We start from the raw sequence: 15,953 nt of genomic DNA, 5'->3' as shown, positions 1-15,953 counted from the left end.
ATTTATAAATCATGAAACTGTGGTATCATTTTACTGTAAGTACAAAATTGTTTAAAGCCTATATTTTTTAATATTTCTTTTGCTTCATTGATATTAAAACATAAGTGAGAAGGCTGATGGCTGTCACTTCCTATAGTTATAATATTTCCTCCTAATTTATGATAGAGTTTTAATATATCAACAGAATGTGTTGTATCTTTTAAACCATATCTAGTATAAGAAGTATTTAATTCTATTCCTTTGCCGTCTTCTATCACTATCTTTAGTATCTCTTCTACAATAGGTTTTACTTTTTCAAATGGTTATATTCCTTTTTTGTCATAGCGAATAATTAAATCTAAATGCCCTAATACAGAATAATTTTTAATTTTTTTTACAACTTCAAGTATTTCTTTATAATATGCTTCATTATATTCTTTTTGTGTTTTATCTTTTTGAAAATCCTGCGTCCAAAATTCTTTATTGTCTACCTGATGAACAGAAAATATAATAAAATCAAAATCATATTTTTTTAAAAGTTCTTCGTATTTTTGAATAGTAGAAGTTTGTATTCCGCATTCAAGCCCTGTTTTTATATCAATTTGTTTTGAATATTTTTCTTTCATTTTGTTAATATCTTCTATATATTTTGGATAATTAACATTTGTAATTGTATCTTTATCTTTTATTTCTATTTCATCCCAATCTTTTTTTATGCCATAGTCTACATGGTCTGTGATGCAAATATCATTTATGTTTAGTTTGATAGCATCTTTTATAACATCTTCTAATGGATAGTTAGAATCATCACTAAACTCTGTATGTACATGATAATCTACAAGCATATTAATAAGTCCTTTTTATTTAATAATTAATTATATCATTTATGCAGAAAAAATAAATTTGTTAATGTGAAAAAATAAAGAATATGTTTTTGAAGTTTTGTTAAAAAAATTATTATCTTGTAAAAAATTGATTGTTGAAGTATGATTTTTTAATAATGCTTTCGGAGTATATATTATGGCGCTTTTGAAATACAGAGATTATGATAAATATGTTCTTAAATGTTTGTATAATGCAACAGAACCTATTGATATAAACTATATTTTTAATATTGTAAAAGATTATACTAATACTTCAGATGAAGATTTTAATTTATTACATAAAAATGGAAATTATAAATTTAAAGATAGAGTGCATTGGTCTTTATTTTATTTAAAAAAAGCAGAACTTTTAGAAAATGTAGATAGAGGCAAATATATAATTACTGATTTCGGAAAAAAGTTCTACGAAGAAAACCCAAACTTTGATTTCAAAACTCTAAAAGAAAAAACTCCATATTTAGAAAACAGCAAAAGCCATGATAATGATGATGATGACATAGAAGAAGATGAAAACAGAAGCGAGGTTGAAAAGAGTATTGAAGAATATTATGAGGGTGTGGAAAAAGATATATTAGACAGATTGCAGCTAATGGGTGAGAGCAGTGTTGATAAGGGAACAAGGTTTGAAAATATATGTTTAGATTTGCTTGAGAAAATGGGCTATGGTAAAAAATATAGAACAGGCGGAAGCAGCGATAGGGGAATTGACGGAACACTTACTATGGATAAATTTGGTTTTGATATAGTGGGCGTACAATGTAAATGCTACAGAGAAAATAATAAAGTTAATGACACAGAAATAACAAAATTTGCACATGGTCTTAAAAATGTTAATGGCATAAGCAGAGGAATTTTTATTACCACTTCAGATTATACTCCCCAAGCAAAGAAGGTTGTAGAAGAGTTAAAAGACATAAAAATAATTCTTATAAACGGATATAAGCTTGCTAAATACATGCGTGAATACGAGGTTGGAGTAAAAGTATTAGAAACAAGAAATATATATGATATTATTATTTAAAAATTATTTATATACTAAAGGTTTGTATTTTATCAAAAATTACTTTTTTATCTTTTTATTATTTTCGGGGACTAGCCCCCGAACCCCCACTTCTTTTGGTGACCCAAAGAAGCAAAAGGACTGCATTTTTTCTAACTAAAATGGAGGTATTACCTTACACTTAATACATATTCCAAATATATAAAGCATAAAATATATGCATTTTTTGGTTCTTTTTGCTGCGGGAAAAAGAACAATAAAAAATATACAAAATTTTTTAATTTAATAAAAAATCTATAATTTGAAATTAATTGTTTTTATATAAATACATCATAGCAGTAAGCACAGCTTAGCCCAAGTTTTTATTAAGTTTAAAATTTTATAGTACGCACGATTTATTTTTATTATTTAGTATGTCAATTAATAAAAATTACACATTTATATTTTTAAATCTGCTTACCGTGCGAAAAATTTAATTAACATAACATAGTTGACATAATTATATATTTGGTTATTATATTTTAAAAATTAAATAAAGTAATATTAATAGTATATATAGTATAAAGAGAATAATATGATAAAGAAAGTTATAATAATTTTGCTTGCAAATATATTTTTATTATCATGTTCTAATAGTAAGTCATCTAATGAAGGAATAGTGGTATCAGTAGGAGGAATGCCAAGCAGTTTAGACCCAGCATTTGCAAAAGGCATAAATACAGCAGTTTACATAACACATGCTTTTGAAACCCTTACTAAAAGAGATGAAGACGGTACTATAATTCCTGCACTTGCTGAAAGCTGGGAAGCTATGAGTAATAATACAGTTTATATATTTCATTTGAGAGAAAATGCTAAATGGTCTGACGGAAAGAGATTAACAGCAAATGATTTTGTATACACTTTAAGAAGATTGATAGATCCTAAAGTGGCTTCTCCATTTTCTTTGGGCTTTGATATAATAAAAAATGCACATTCTATAATGTTGGGAGAGAAGCCATTAGAAAAATTAGGAGTTTATGCTTTAGATGATTATACTTTAAAAATAGAGCTTGATATACCGCTTCCTTATTTTGAGGAGGCTATGGCTAGTGATATTGCTTCTCCTGTGAGAGAAGATATTATAGAAGCTTATGGAGAAGATTGGGAATTAAGTAAAGAACATTATATAGGAAACGGTCCTTATATAATTACAAAATATGATAAAGCTGTAAAAATAGTAATGGAGAAAAATCCTTATTATTGGGATAAAGATAATGTTAGGGCTGAAAAAATTACTTTTGAGTTTTTAGAAGATGTTAATACTGCAGTTGCGGCAATTTATGCTGAGAGTATATTATTTTATCCAGAGGCACCAGAAAATGAAAGAGCTTCTTTAATAGAGCAGGGGATAGGAAGAGAAGTTGACATAACATCAATAGCTTACTATATGGTTAACTTAAAGAGAAGACCTTTTACTGATCCTTTAGTAAGGAGGGCATTAGCACTTGGCATAGATAGAAATTATATAGTAAATAATGTTTTAGGAGGAGGAAGGGTAGCAGCTAATGGTTTTGTTCCTATTAATGTAAAGAATGGTACTAATAATTTTAGAGATAATGCTCCTGAATATTTTTCTCTTAAAGAGAGCGATTATCAAAAAAATATTGAAGAAGCTAAAAAACTTCTTGCTCAGGCAGGATATGGAGATATAAAAAAATTCTCTATAATAGAGTTAATTACAACAACTAATCCGTCTTCATTATTTGTGGCAGAAGCTATTCAAAATATGTATAAAAACAATTTAGGTATAGATTTAAAACTTAGATATGAAGAGCCAACAAGTTATTTGCAGTCTATAAAAGACGGAAGTTTTCAAATGATTAAGGCTAGTACAAGTGTTGCTTACAATCAAGCTACTGGTTATTTAAGACTTTTTCAGCTTGACGGTTTAGGAAATGACGGTGGATATACTAATGAAGTTTATGATTATTTAGTTGATGTTGCTATGACTAATTCCAATGAAGATATAAGAATAAAAGCAGCTTATGATGCAGAACGTATACTTATACAGGAGGATATGGCTATTATTCCTATATATTATGATAAATCTACTGTTATGCAGAGTAAAAAACTTAATGGTGTGAAATATGATATTTTTTCAATATATGATTTTAGAAATGCTTATATAAGTGAATAATAATAGTATTTTAATTTATAAAGAAATTTTTTATTGGCATAGAAGAAGCTTATATCCTTCGGATACGCTTCGCGAAGGACCGCATTTTTATGAAGTATAGATATAAACATATAGTGTCATTATATATATTTTTTAGATATAAAATTTGAATACTTGCACTTTTTGCAACTTTGACGAAGTCCGCACAGCGACCGAAGGAAGTGCCTGTGGTGCGAAGGCGGGAAAAAGTTGAATAAAAAATTATATTCTAAAATATAGTTATTTTTATACTGAAAATTTTTAATTTTTTTTGTTAAATATTTATGGTGGCTTTGCCCCCTGCGAAGCGTGCCCGTAGGGTAGCACCCCACTTCTTTTGTTGCCACAAAGAAGCAAAAAGGCTGCATTTTTATTATAAATTTTATAATTTAATTGTACATTAAAAGGCACTCCCCCGCACTTCTAAGAAGTTATAATTAAAGCATAACATTACCGTGCGGCAAGGTGGTACAGCTCGTACGCGGGAAAAAGAACAATAAAAAATATACAAAATTTTTTAATTTAATAAAAGAATCTATAATTTGAAATTAATTATCTATTATATAAATACATCATAGCAGTAAGTACAGCTCCGCCCAAGTTTCTTGCCTTGTCTGAAATTGTAAAGCAATTATCATACTCATATTTTCTTGGGTCAATATCAGCTATTTTTAAGCCCTTACGTACTTTAAAACCATCTCTTATAATGCCACGCAAAAGCCCTTCAAAAGGTGCTATTACTTCTATTTTTTTGTTGTCGTTGTTTATATATGCTATAACTTCTTTTTCTCTTACAAAATCGCCTATATTTTTTATGTTTTCAATAATGCCGTCAGAGTTTGCATGTATTACTCTTTCAGCTTCTTTGCCTCCAATATTTCCGGGTATTCCTGTGTTGGGTATAGCTTCACCATCTAAATACATTCTTCCAAGATTGTGCCCACGTATAGTTTCTATAACAATATCGCAGTCTTTACCAGCAGTAAAACCAGGTCCTAATGCTATAGTATATTTTGCCATAGATTTATTAGTGCCTAGATTTTTTTTAGCAATTATAGCATCAATTAAAAATGTTGGTTTTATGTGATTTAATATTTCACAGTTAGGGTCAATAAGAATAGGAATCTCTTTATAATCTTTATTTGTAATTATATTAAGAGCTTCTTCATAGCTTTTAATAAGTACAGCTTCAATATCTTCAACTTTTGTTTTACCATCATAAACAGCTTCAGATAATGCAACCTTTCTTCTTATAGCAGAGGGGTGCTGCGTCTCTAATATAATAACTTTGAAATGAGCCTTATATAGAGAGTACACAACACCAGTAGCTAAATCACCAGCTCCTCTTACAATTACAAGTTCATTGTTAATTAAACTCATATAATTATCTTGAATAAGGAGTATTTTTAAGCGGCAATTCTGTTTGGAACTCGCCGTTAAATTTATAATATGCCAAAGCAACAGCAGGAGCAGTAGGTATACTTGAAATCTCTCCTATACCAGTAGCACCATAACCATAAGGAACACCTTCTTTTTCTATAATAATAGATTCAACATCAGGAGTCTTGTCAGCTCTAAATAATCCCAAAGTACCAAATTTTACTTTAGGCACACAATTTTCAAGCGGGAATTTCTCTGTTAAAGCATAGCCCAAAGACATAACAACACCGCCTTCAATTTGTCCTTCTAAAGCTATAGGGTTAATTGCTTTTCCTATATCATGAGCAGCAACTATTTTTTGTATTGTGCCGTCTTCATTAAGTATGCATACTTGTGTAGCATAACTATAAGCCACGTGAGAAACAGGATTAGGTTTGTCCACTCCCATTTTGTCAGTTATTGTGAGCCATTCTCCGTAATACTCTTTTCCTTCCAAGTCTTTTAAAGTTTTGCCAGAATCTAAATCTTTTTTAAGCTCTTCACAAGCTCTCTTACAAGCCTCACCTGTAATAAGTGTTTGTCTTGAACCAGAAGTAGTACCAGAATCTGGAGAAGTTGCAGTATTAGGCTGATGAACTATTATCTCATCATCATTCAAATTGAGAGTTTCACCTGCTATTTGATAAAGCACAGTAGCAATACCCTGTCCAATACAAGAAGCAGCAGAATATACATTAACTTTTGAGTCTTTTACTAATAAACGAACTCTTCCAGTATCAGGAAGTCCAACACCCACACCAGAGTTTTTCAAAGAACAAGCTATACCAACATATTTGTTATTGTAGAATATATCTTTAACAGCCTCTAATGTTTCAACAAGACCGGTAGAATCATCAGCTATTTGATAGTTAGGAAGCACCTGACCAGGACGAATAGCATTTCTATATCTTATTTCCCAAGGATCCAAACCGCACATCTCAGCAAGCAAGTTTATGTTCATCTCTGTAGCAAAACAAGATTGAGGAACCCCAAAACCTCTGAATGGTCCAGTAGGTGGGTTGTTGGTATATATTGATTTACCCTCTATATCTATAACATGATAATTATAAGGACCAGCAGCATGCGTACAAGCTCTTTGAAGTACAGGTCCGGATAATGAAGCATAAGCACCAGCATCTGTTATTAAAACTGCTTTCATAGCTGTAAGTATGCCGTTTTCATCGCATGCAGTAGTCATATCTATGCTCATAGGGTGGCGTTTTGGGTGCCAGTTAATACTTTCCTGTCTTGTAAGTTTGAATTTAACAGATCTCTTTGTTCTATAAGCCATTATAGCAGCATAGTGCTGAACGCTCATATCTTCTTTACCGCCGAAACCGCCTCCTACATATTTGTTTTCTACTACAACTTTTTCAGGATCTATTCCCAAAGCCATAGATACTTCTCTTTTTGTATCATAAACGCTCTGATCGCTTGAATATACAAATATACCGTCTCCATTAAAAGGCATAGCAACAGCAACCTCTGCCTCCATAAATGCATGCTCTGTCCAAGGAAGTTCATAATGCCTTGTAACTTTATATTTTGATTTTGCTATTACTTCATCAGCATTACCTTTAACTAATCTTTCATGAGTAAGTAAATTGCTTTCTCTATCCTCATGAACTAAAGGAGCTCCTTCTTTCATAGCTTCTTCTGGATTTTTTACTAAAGGAAGCTCTTCATATTCTATTTTTACTAAATCTCTAGCCTTTTTGGCAGTAGCTTCATCTTCAGCAACAATTAAAGCTAAACCATCAGCAATAAATTTTGTAGTTTCACCTTCACCAATAAGAACGTCCCAGTCGTGGAAAATATGTCCAATCTTTTTTGCCCCCGGTAAATCTTTAGCAGTAATTACATCAACAACACCTTTTAAAGCTTTTGCTTCACTTACATCAATTTTTAATATTTTAGCTCTAGGGTATTTAGTTCTAACAGCAACACCATGAAGCATACCCTCTAATTCTATATCATCACAATATTCGCCAATACCAAGTGCTTTCTCTTTGGCATCAACTCTGATAATATTTTTGTCGCCTAACTTTACCTTTCCTTTATATTCTTTAACATCAATGTTTTCTCTAATCATTTTAGCTGCTAATTCTATAGCATCAATAATTTTTTTGTAACCAGTACATCTGCAAATATTATTTTTTATAGCAGCAACAATTTCAAGTCTTGTAGGGTTATTATTTTTATCAATTAACCCCTTAGCACATATCACCATGCCCGGTATACAAAATCCGCATTGCACAGCACCTGCAGCTGCAAAAGCATGAGAATAAACATCTTTTTCTCTTTGAGTAAATCCCTCTATAGTTTGTACACTTTTTCCTTGAAGTCTTCCTATAGTTTGTATACAAGATTTAGTAGGTTTACCATCTATTAAAACAGTACAAGTTCCGCAAGCCCCTTCAGAGCATCCGTCTTTTACTGATTTACATTTGCAATCATTTCTAAGAACATCCATTAATTTTCTATCAGAGTCAAAACTCATCTCTTTGCCATTAATGATAATCTTGACATTCTCTCCCATATATATTACCTCCAATTTTAATAATATATTAATAAAATAAACATAACAAAGGGAATATAAAAATATTATTTCCTTTGTTATGTTATATAACAATTAGTATAAAGTCAATTATTTTAATATTAAATACTTATAATTATTAAATACGCTATCAACTATACTATAAACTCCATTAAAGTTTTTAGAACTTCCAGCTTTATAAGATTCTTCTTTACCGTCAATTCTAAGTTTAGCATTACCTTCTTTATCTAAGAACAAGAAACCGTCATTTTTAGAGTTTTTCATATCATCTGCAGTATCAAACAATGTAAACTTATCTTTATAAGGAGCAGAACTGTAAGGACAGAATGTTTCACAGTTTCCGCATTCATTACACATATAGTCAACGTGTATAATTTGTGATATTTTATCTCCGCCTTCAACTTTAATAGAAACATTTGCTCTGTTAGGACAAACTTCAGTGCAGCTTTCACATATATAATCACAAGTTAAACATCTTGTAGCTTCAGGGTCTTTTGATACTTCTTTTAAGTTACCTTTTTTACCGTAAGAAATCTCTTCAGTAGAAACAGAAGGTAAATCAGTAGCAATTGCTTTACCTAATATAGCTTCAGCGACAACTCTAGCATCTCTTATAGCCTCAACTATAGTAGCAGCTCCATATAAACCATCGCCAGCAACATAAACATTTTTGATAGATGATTCATTATTAGCATTGCATTTTGGCTTTCCTTTATCATCAACATCTATGCCGTTAGATTTGTAGAAATCAGATTCAATTTGTTCCCCTATAGAAGCTATAACACTATTAGTAGTAACTTCAACTGTTTCATTAGTTTCAACAACGTTTCTTCTGCCTTTTTCATCATAGTCAGATAATTCCATTTTTTTGCATAAAAGTTTGCCGTTTTCTAATTTAACAGGTGTAAGCAGCTCCATAAACTCAACACCGTCTTCTAAAGCCTCTTTTAACTCTTCTTCTAAAGCAGGCATATATCTCTTAGTTCTTCTATAAACTAATCTAACATTTTTTACACCCTTATTTTTCTTAGCAGCACGAGCAGCGTCCATAGCAGTATTACCGCCTCCAATTACTACTACATCTTCACCTAAAGCAACATTTCCATTAGTTTTATTGAACTCTTCTAAGAACTTAAGAGCATTCATAGATTCGCCAGCCTCAAGTTTTAAAGGCATATTCTTATGAGCACCTATACAAACAACAGTATAATCATAATTTTTAGCAAACTCTTTTATATCTTTTATCTCTTTGCCAAGTTCAAATTTAACCCCCATTTGTTTGCATAAGCTAACATCATTTCCAATCTCTTCAGCTGTGATTCTAAAATTAGGTATAATATTAGCAACAACACCACCAGCTTTTTCTCTTTTGTCAAATACAGTAACTTCCATTCCTGCACGAGCCAAGAAGAAAGCAGCAGAAAGACCAGCAGGACCAGCACCTATAACACCAGCTTTTTTGCCTATAGAAGGAGCAGGCTTTAATGTGCTTATTACTTTACTATATCCAGATTTAGCAGCTTCTAATTTGCAAGCTCTAATACTAACAGGCTCTTCATAGAATTGTCTAGTACATTTATCCATACAAGTATGAGGGCACAATATACCAGTAGCAAATGGAAGAGCATTTTTTTCTATTATTACTTTGAAAGATTCATCATATTTACCTTCAGCGTTAAGTCTTATATAAGTAGTAAGGTCTTGATTGATAGGGCAAGTTTCCATACAAGGAGCTATATAACAATCAACCAAAGGCACTTTTTTATTAACTTTTCTGCTTGCAAGAGGTTTAATAGGTTTAATGTGATGTTTGCTTTTTTTACCCCATTCAACAATTTTTTCTGTTTTAGCAACATCTACTTTTGTAAATGCTTTAGGCTCTTTGAGGTTTTTAGCTATTTGCTCTCCTCTTTGATATCCGCCTGTTTTTAAGAAAGTAGTAGCCATAGTTACAGGCCAGATTCCTGCATCTATTACATCATTAATATTAAAATAATCACAACCGCCAGAATATGATATTCTTAATTTTCCGTCAAAATCTTTACTTAATCTTGAAGCTACTGTCATAGAAAGAGGGAATAAAGACTTACCAGACATATACATCTCTTCAGAAGGCAATTCTTTTTGCTTAACATCTACAGGGAATGTATTAGTAATTTTTACACCGAATGCAAGTGAATTGTCAGAAGCTAATTTTTGAAGTCTTTGAAGCATAGGAACAGCATCGCTATACTGCAAGTCATCATTAAAGTGGAAATCCGTAAATGATATATAATCATAACCCATTTCATCTAAAGTTTTTCTAGCATAATCGTAGCCTAAAAGAGTAGGGTTACATTTAACGAAAGTGTTTAATTTTTTTTCTGTAATTAGATATGAAGCAATTTTTTCTATTTCTGTAGGAGGACAGCCGTGAAGAGTGGATAATGTAACAGAATTACAAATATCAGCATTAATTTTATCAATATCTTCTTTTTTGAAGTTTTTAAATCTGCTTATATTATTAGTAAGCCACTCTTTACATTCTTTGAATATAGGAGTGTTAGAAGCATCTTTCATACCTTCTATAAAATTATCAATTTTTTCAGTTTTAATGCCGTCATAATCATAACCAACAGACATATTAAACTGAAAACCGTCCATCTCTCCCAAATCCCATTCTTTAGCAATTACTTTTAAAGCAACCCAAGCCTTAACATATTCATCAAAAGCCTGAGGTACATAAAGTTCAGTAGACCATTCGCAGTTATAACATTCATCATTCGCAGTAATACAAGGTTTAGCAACGCATTTGCTTAATTCTTCACCGTCCATTTTTTGTACTGTTTTTAGTTCAAAGAATCTGCTTCCAGTGTAGTATGCAGCTATTATATTTTGAGCTAATTGAGTATGAGGTCCTGCAGCAGGTCCTATAGGAGTTTCTAATTTTCTTCCAAAAATTTCATAATATTTAGCTTTATCAGCTTTGAATGCCCTTGAAATACCAAATACCTTACCAGATTTTTTTTCTTCCAAAACCCAATTCATAAGGTTTCCAAAAGGAATAGGGGTCATTACATCACTCATTATAATCCTCCAATTATTAATTAATACTGTTTTAAAAAATTTAGAGTAATGGAGCAAAAATATACCCAATTACTTAATATAATATATTTTAATTATTTGTTAATCTGTTTCCAAAGTTTAGCAGATTCTTCTCTTATTTTAGCATAAGCAGCTTCTTCATCAATTTTTGTAAGTTTTCTATCTCTCATTAATACTTCACCATTACAAACAGTAGTGTTAACATGTCCGCCGTTAATGCCAAATAATATATGTCCGTTAATGTTTTTATCGCTTAATTCTGTGTAATTTTTATAATCTACAATAATAATATCAGCAGCAGCTCCCTCTTTTAGTACACCAAGAGGAGTATCGAAATAACGATTAGCCATTTTAGCATTATTTTCAAATAGCATTGTAGGTATTTCACCCCAAGCAGCATTAGGATCGCAAAGGCTATGTTTATGAAGTACATTAGCTACTTTATATGATTCTGTCATATCATGAGTATAACCGTCTGTACCTAAACCTGTTAATATACCTTTTTTCATTAATTCCATAGTAGGAGGGCATCCGCAGGCATTACCCATATTAGATTCAGGGTTATGAGAAGTCATAGTGTCTGTTTCTTTTATTAAATCCATTTCATGAGGATTAACATATATACAGTGTACTAATATAGTTTGAGGGCCTAAAACTTTGAAATCATAAAGTCTGTCAACTATTCTTTTGCCATGTTCTTTAAGACAAGCATGTAAATCTTCTATACCTTCAGCAACGTGAATATGACATCCTATGCCTTCAGGTAAATCTTTCATACAAGCTTCCATAGTTTTATCAGAAATAGTGAAAGAGGCATGCATTCCCATCATAGCCTTAATCATATCAGTTTTATCAGCCATAGCATGCTTAATAAAGTCAAGATTTTCTTTAACAGAAGCCTTGGATTTAGCCTCTCCGTCCCTGTCTGACACTTCATAGCATAAAGAAGTACGAACTCCCATAGTTTTAGCAGCTTCTTCTATAGCAAATAATGAGCTTTCAATATGTCCAAAGCTAGCATGGTGGTCAAATACTGTAGTAACACCATTTTTAATAGATTCTATATAAGTAGCCATTGCACTTTGTTTAGTTTGCTCTAAAGTAAGATTTCTGTCTATAGTCCACCACATGCCGTCTAATATTTCTAAAAAGCCTTTAGGGTTATAACCATTAATACTAAAACCTCTAGCCATAGCAGAGTAAATATGTTCATGTACGTTTATAAATGCCGGCATAATAATGCTTCCTTTTGCATCTATAAACTCAGCATCCTTATATTTTGCCTTTAAATCTGAAGTTTTTCCAACTTCTTTAATTAATCTTCCGTCACAAAGAACTGCTCCATCTTCTAAAAATGGTTTAGCAGAATCTCTTGTTATTAATTTACCGCCGCCTATTAATAGCATATATTCCCCCTAAATTTCATATTTTTATAATTTATTATCTATATTTTAATAGGATATTAAAAAAAGCGGATTTGTCAACGAATTTGTATAAAAAATAAAAAATTTTTAGATTTTTTCTTGAAAATCTAAAAAAAAATTAGTATACTATAAACGTATCAATTAATGAAGTTATAGATTTTAAGTATATAGTAGCTTTTTATAGGATATTTATGAGTTCTAATATAATACTAGAAACTTTAGTAAGCGTAGCACATGGCATAGCAAGGCAATTTGGTAATAATTGCGAAGTTTGTATTCATGAACTAAAAGAGGAAGATTTAGAGCATACAATTCTTTTTATCATTAATGGCGGGGTTACAGGAAGAAAAGCAGGCGAAGGTGCTTCAAATGTAGTATTAAAAACTATAGAGAAGCTAAAAAAAGGAGAGCCTATAGTTGACCATTTATCTTATCTTACAAAAGCATCAAATGGAAAAATATTAAAATCTTCAACTGTATTTATAAAGGATATGGAAGGAAAATATAGATATATACTCTCTATAAACTTTGATATAAGCAGTTTTATTCCATTTAAGAATGACTTAGATTTATTAATTCAAACAGAAGATAAATCTAAACTAGAAGAAATACCAAACAGTGCTCAGGAGCTTATGGAAAAACTTATATTAAAAAGTGAGAAATTGATAGGAAAGCCTGCTTCTATAATGAGTAAAGATGAAAAAATAAAGGCTATTAAATTTTTAAATGATTCTGGAGTATTTTTAATAACAAAATCTGGGGATAAGGTATCGAATCATTTTGGAATAAGTAAATTCACTCTATATAATTATATAGATTCAAAAAAGGAGGAAGTAAATGAGTGAGCTTAAATGGGCAGAAAATAAAATGCCTAAGTCAGATGACAAAAATTTACCAATAATGTCTATTGAGGAAGTAAAGAAAGCAAAAGCATTTCATCAAAGTTTCCCTCAATATACGCAAACACCATTATCAGAATTAAAAGAAATGGCAAAATATTTAGGTTTAGGAACTATCAAAGTAAAAGACGAGTCATACAGATTTGGTCTTAATGCTTTTAAAGTATTAGGCGGTTCTTATTCTATGGCTAAATATATAGCTCAAAAAATGGGAAAAGATGTAAGCGAGTTTCCTTATGATGTACTTACTTCAAAAAAATTAAAAGATGAATTTGGTCAAGCTACTTTCTTCTCTGCTACAGACGGCAACCATGGAAGAGGCGTTGCTTGGGCTGCTAATAAATTAGGACAAAAATCAGTAATTTTTATGCCTAAAGGCTCAACAGAAACAAGATTAAAAAACATTCAAGCTGAAGGAGCTACTGCTACAATAGAAGAATATAACTATGATGAATGTGTTAGAAAAGCTGCTGCAGAAGCTGCAAAAGTGCCTAATGGTGTAGTTGTACAAGACACTGCTTGGGAGGGCTATGAAGAGATACCTGCTTGGATTATGCAAGGTTATGGTACTATGGCTTTAGAGGCAGATGAGCAATTTGGCGAAAGACCTACACATGTATTTGTACAGGCTGGAGTTGGTTCTTTGGCTGGTGCTATGGTTGGATATTTTGCTAATAAATATAAAGATAATCCTCCTATAATGGTTGTAGTAGAGGCTGAAGCTGCTGCTTGTTTATATAAAGGTGCTGTGGCTGGCGATGGTAAAATAAGAATAGTAGAGGGTGATTTAAATACTATTATGGCTGGACTTGCTTGCGGTGAGCCTAATATTACTTCTTGGGATATACTTAAAAATCATGCTGATTGTTTTATTGCTGCTGAAGATGTAGTTGCTGCAAGAGGTATGAGAATGCTTTCTGCTCCATTAAAAGGAGACCCTCAAGTGGTATCTGGTGAATCTGGAGCTGCTCCTTTCGGTGCTTTGGCTACTATAATGCTTAATGATGAATATGCTGAATTAAGAAAGAAATTAAAACTTGATTCTAATTCTAAAGTATTATTATTCAGCACAGAGGGAGATACTGACCCAATTAGATGGAAAAATATCATTTGGGAAGCAAAAGAGAGATAATAATTTTTTTATAATATATATAATTTTAGGGAGAAATAAAAATGAGTGCTATTACAAAAGAACAATTTGAACAAATAAAAGCAAAAGCAGAAGGCTATAAAGCTGATATGACTAAGTTTTTAAGAGATTTAATTGCAATTCCTAGTGAATCTTGCGAAGAGAAAGGTGTAATTGAGAGAATTGCTGAAGAGATGAAAAAAGTAGGATTTGACAAAGTAGAAATAGATCCTATGGGTAACGTATTAGGTTATATGGGTACAGGTAAAACTTTAATAGGTATAGATGCTCATATAGACACAGTTGGTGTTGGCAACAAAGACAACTGGGAATTTGACCCTTATAAAGGTTATGAAAACGATATCGAAATAGGCGGAAGAGGTACTTCTGACCAAGAGGGCGGTATAGTTTCTGGTGTTTACGGTGCTAAAATAATGAAAGATTTAGGTCTTTTAAGCGACAAATATCAAGTTGTTGTCGTTGGTACTGTACAAGAAGAAGACTGCGATGGTTTATGCTGGGAATATATCTGTAAAGAAAGCAAAATTAAACCTGAATTCGTAATTTCTACTGAACCTACTGACGGCGGTATTTATAGAGGTCAAAGAGGAAGAATGGAAATAAGAGTAGATGTTAAAGGTATTTCTTGTCACGGTTCTGCTCCAGAAAGAGGAGATAACGCTATTTATAAAATGGCTGATATACTTCAAGACATTAGAAGTCTTAACGAAAATGATGCTAAAGATTCTACACCTATCAAAGGTTTAGTAAAAATGCTTGAAGAAAAATATAACCCTCAATATAAAGAAGCTAATTTCTTAGGCAGAGGTACTGTAACTGTTTCTCAAATATTCTACACTTCTCCAAGCAGATGTGCTGTTGCTGACTCTTGTTCTATATCATTAGACAGAAGAATGACAGCTGGCGAAACTTGGGAAAGCTGCTTAGAAGAAATAAGAAACCTTCCTAACGTTAAAAAATATGGTGCTGAAGTATCTATGTATAATTATGAAAGACCATCTTGGAAAGGTTTAGTTTATCCAATAGAATGTTACTTCCCAACTTGGGTAATACCTGAAGACCATGCTGTAACTAAAGCTTTAGAAGAGGCTTATAAAGGTCTTTATGGTACTGAAAGAATTGGACCTACTCCAGAAATAGACAAAGAAAGAAAAGCTCGTCCGCTTACTGATAAATGGACTTTCTCTACTAATGGCGTATCTATTATGGGAAGAAACTCAATACCTTGTATAGGTTTTGGTCCCGGTGCAGAAGCTCAGGCACATGCTCCTAATGAAAAGACTTGGAAACAAGATTTAGTAAACTGTGCTGCTTTATATGCTGCTGTACCTACTATTTATTGTGCTAATAAATAATTAAA

At 31.7% G+C, this 15,953-nt stretch carries 11 protein-coding genes; 5 read left to right on the top strand and 6 right to left on the bottom strand.

The genetic code is table 11. The features are described 5' to 3' along the window. Positions 1 to 2: 2 nt before the first annotated feature. Together EPJ72_RS13410 and EPJ72_RS13405 are read right to left on the bottom strand one after the other, a co-directional pair. Positions 3 to 257 carry a hypothetical protein gene (locus EPJ72_RS13410; RefSeq protein WP_242004933.1) on the bottom strand — a complete coding sequence of 85 codons (255 nt, stop codon included), beginning with the start codon at positions 255 to 257 and terminating at the stop codon, positions 3 to 5. A gap of 45 nt (positions 258 to 302) precedes the next feature. After that, the gene (locus EPJ72_RS13405) at positions 303 to 824 is read right to left on the bottom strand and encodes a histidinol-phosphatase HisJ family protein (RefSeq protein WP_242004932.1); all 522 of its coding nucleotides are present in this window, start codon (positions 822 to 824) and stop codon (positions 303 to 305) included. A gap of 175 nt (positions 825 to 999) precedes the next feature. On the opposite strand from EPJ72_RS13405, the gene EPJ72_RS05585 reads away from it, so the two are divergent. After that, a complete protein-coding gene (locus EPJ72_RS05585; RefSeq protein ID WP_147731226.1) occupies positions 1,000 to 1,884 on the top strand; it encodes a restriction endonuclease in 885 nt (294 codons plus the stop codon). Between the two features lie 553 nt (positions 1,885 to 2,437). After that, positions 2,438 to 4,042 (top strand): peptide ABC transporter substrate-binding protein, encoded by a 1,605-nt coding sequence (locus EPJ72_RS05580; RefSeq protein ID WP_147731225.1) that lies wholly within the window; start codon positions 2,438 to 2,440, stop codon positions 4,040 to 4,042. Between the two features lie 570 nt (positions 4,043 to 4,612). Here EPJ72_RS05580 and yqeB read toward each other — a convergent pair. The 4 genes from yqeB to ssnA all read right to left on the bottom strand — a co-directional run bounded on the left by yqeB (position 4,613) and on the right by ssnA (position 12,526). Continuing rightward, entirely contained in the window at positions 4,613 to 5,440 is an 828-nt protein-coding gene (gene yqeB / locus EPJ72_RS05575) for a selenium-dependent molybdenum cofactor biosynthesis protein YqeB (RefSeq protein ID WP_147731224.1), read from the bottom strand. Between the two features lie 4 nt (positions 5,441 to 5,444). After that, complete coding sequence (gene xdh, locus EPJ72_RS05570) at positions 5,445 to 8,018, bottom strand: selenium-dependent xanthine dehydrogenase (protein ID WP_147731223.1); 2,574 nt, start codon at positions 8,016 to 8,018, stop codon at positions 5,445 to 5,447. Positions 8,019 to 8,126: 108 nt separating this feature from the next. Next, positions 8,127 to 11,102: a putative selenate reductase subunit YgfK gene (gene ygfK, locus EPJ72_RS05565; RefSeq protein ID WP_147731222.1), complete on the bottom strand. Its 2,976-nt coding sequence runs from the start codon at positions 11,100 to 11,102 to the stop codon at positions 8,127 to 8,129. 92 nt (positions 11,103 to 11,194) lie between these two features. Continuing rightward, positions 11,195 to 12,526 carry a putative aminohydrolase SsnA gene (gene ssnA, locus EPJ72_RS05560; RefSeq protein ID WP_147731221.1) on the bottom strand — a complete coding sequence of 444 codons (1,332 nt, stop codon included), beginning with the start codon at positions 12,524 to 12,526 and terminating at the stop codon, positions 11,195 to 11,197. 209 nt (positions 12,527 to 12,735) lie between these two features. Between ssnA and EPJ72_RS05555 the strand changes: the two genes are divergently transcribed. From EPJ72_RS05555 to EPJ72_RS05545, 3 genes are read left to right on the top strand one after another with little or no spacing between them, the layout of a single operon-like run. Beyond that, entirely contained in the window at positions 12,736 to 13,389 is a 654-nt protein-coding gene (locus tag EPJ72_RS05555) for a helix-turn-helix transcriptional regulator (RefSeq protein ID WP_147731220.1), read from the top strand. Then, positions 13,382 to 14,575, top strand: a complete 1,194-nt coding sequence (gene dpaL / locus EPJ72_RS05550) for a diaminopropionate ammonia-lyase (RefSeq protein ID WP_147731219.1) — start codon at positions 13,382 to 13,384, stop codon at positions 14,573 to 14,575. The genes EPJ72_RS05555 and dpaL overlap by 8 nt, the downstream gene beginning before the upstream one ends. A gap of 41 nt (positions 14,576 to 14,616) precedes the next feature. Then, complete coding sequence (locus EPJ72_RS05545) at positions 14,617 to 15,948, top strand: YgeY family selenium metabolism-linked hydrolase (RefSeq protein ID WP_147731218.1); 1,332 nt, start codon at positions 14,617 to 14,619, stop codon at positions 15,946 to 15,948. Positions 15,949 to 15,953 lie beyond the last annotated feature (5 nt).

The sequence above is a fragment of the Brachyspira pilosicoli genome, from assembly GCF_008016535.1.
GTDB lineage: Bacteria > Spirochaetota > Brachyspiria > Brachyspirales > Brachyspiraceae > Brachyspira > Brachyspira pilosicoli_A.
The sequence above is the reverse complement of the archived record's forward strand: the minus strand, read 5'-3'. Positions and strand labels throughout refer to the sequence as shown.